This is a genomic window from Micromonospora sp. PTRAS2 (genome assembly GCF_054052245.1).
This window is the reverse complement of the sequence record NZ_JBSWBU010000040.1, coordinates 1-2,221: the sequence shown is the minus strand read 5'-3', so window position 1 is coordinate 2,221 and position 2,221 is coordinate 1. Positions and strand designations below refer to the sequence as shown.

General features: G+C 73.5%; 1 protein-coding gene. It reads right to left on the bottom strand.

Annotated elements, in window-relative coordinates:
* Positions 1-2,221 (bottom strand): type I polyketide synthase (locus ACVMYR_RS33025; protein WP_457123691.1); only part of this gene is annotated, 2,221 nt, incomplete at both ends.

Sequence of the window (2,221 nt, the reverse complement as noted above, 5' to 3'; positions counted from 1 at the left end):
GGCCAACAGCTCGTGCAACGCCACTTCCAGAGCGAACAGACCCGCCTGCGTGAACGCCGTCTGATCCAACAGGGCCGCCAGGCCGGAACCCGGCTCCGCGAACACCACCTCCCCCAACGGATGGTCGAGCTGACCCGCGAACAGGGCACACACCCGATCGAACGCCTCCGCATACACCGGGAACCGCTCATACAACTCCCGACCCATCCCCGACCGCTGCGCACCCTGACCCGTAAACAACAACACCCGACGACCCGAGACGACCTCACCCGTCACCACACCCGGAACCGCCGCGCCAGCCGACAACGCGTCCAGACCGGACAGCAGGTCGTCTCGGCCCGTGCCGAGGACGACCGCCCGGTGCTCCAGGGCGGCGCGGGCGGTCGCCAGTGACCAGGCGACGTCCGTCGCCGTCGGCCCCGCGTCGGATCCCAGGTGCTCGGCGAGCCGGGTGGCCTGCGCGGCGAGGGCTTCCGGCGTACGCGCCGACACCAGCCAGGGCACCACGGGCAGCTCGACGGGCCGGGGCGGCTCGGCCTCGACGGGCTCCGCCTGCTCGAGGATCACGTGGGCGTTGGTCCCGGAGATGCCGAACGAGGAGACGGCGGCCCGGCGCGGGCGGTCCACCACCGCCGGCCACTCGCGGCGCTCGGTCACCAGCGTGACCGCGCCCGACGTCCAGTCCACCTTCGTGGATGGCTCGTCCACGTGCAGGGTCGCTGGCACCACGCCGTGTCGCAGGGCGAGGACCAGCTTGATGATCCCGGCGACACCGGCGGCCGCCTGCGTGTGGCCGATGTTCGACTTGATCGACCCGAGCAGCAGCGGCGCGGCGTCGCCCCGACCCTGGCCATAGGTCGCAAGGAGCGCCTGCGCCTCGATCGGATCACCCAGCGTGGTGCCCGTGCCGTGGGCCTCCACCACGTCCACATCCGACGTCGACAGGCGCGCATTCGCCAGAGCCTGCCGGATCACCCGCTGCTGCGACGGCCCGTTCGGCGCGGTGAGACCGTTCGACGCCCCGTCCTGGTTCACGGCGGAGCCCCGCACGACCGCGAGGACCCGGTGACCGTTACGTCGGGCGTCCGACAGCCGCTCGACGAGGAGCACCCCGACGCCCTCACCCCAGCCGGTGCCGTCCGCCGACTCCGCGAACGACCGGCACCGCCCGTCGGCGGAGAGGCCGCCCTGCTTCGCGAACTCGACGAAGGTCGCCGGTGAGGCCATGACCGTCACGCCGCCGGCCAGGGCCAGGTCGCACTCGCCCGAGCGCAGTGACTGCGCAGCCAGGTGCAACGCCACCAGCGACGACGAGCACGCCGTGTCGACGGTGACCGCCGGCCCCTCGAACCCGAACGAGTACGCCACCCGCCCCGACAGGACGCTGGTCGCGTTGCCGGTGAGCAGGTGGCCGCCGACCTCCTGGTCCCGGCCCATGGCCGTGGACGCGTACCCCTGGAAGCTGGCACCCGCGAAGACGCCGACCCGCTCCCCCTTCAGGCGGGACGGGTCCACGCCCGCCGACTCGACCGCCTCCCAGGAGACCTCCAGCAGCAGCCGCTGCTGCGGGTCCATGGCGAGGGCCTCGCGGGGGGAGATGCCGAAGAACTCGGCGTCGAACGCTCCCGCGTCGTAGACGAAGCCGCCCTGGCGGGGGAACGAGGTGTCGGACAGCCGGCCGTCGAGGAAGCTGTCCCAGCCCCGGTCGAGGGGGAAGTCGGAGATGCCGTCGCGCCCGGCGGCGAGCATGTCCCACAGCTGGTCGGCGGTGTCGACTCCGCCGGGCAGGCGGCAGGCCATGCCGACGATGACGATGGGGTCGTCGTCGACGGCCGCGACCCGTTCCCGCTCCACCGCCCCGGCCGGGGTGCCGGTCAGCTCGGCGGCCAGGTGGGCGACGAGCGCCAGCGGCGTCGGGTGATCGAAGACGAGGGTGCTGGGCAGGGCGAGGCCGGTCTCGGCGGTGAGCCGGTTGCGCAGCTCCACGGCGGTCAGCGAGTCGAAGCCCTGCCGCTGGAACGCCTGGTCGGCGGGGACGGCGTCCGGCGTGGCGTGCCCGAGCACCGCGGCCACCTGGGCGCGCACGAGGTCGAGCAGGTACGCGTCCCGTTCGGCGGTCGTCAGGGTGGCGAGCCGGCGGCCGAGCTGCGCCTGTTCCTCCCCCGCATCGGCGGCGGCGTCGGGTGACGCGGGCCGCGCCTCGGGGATCTCGTCCAGCAGA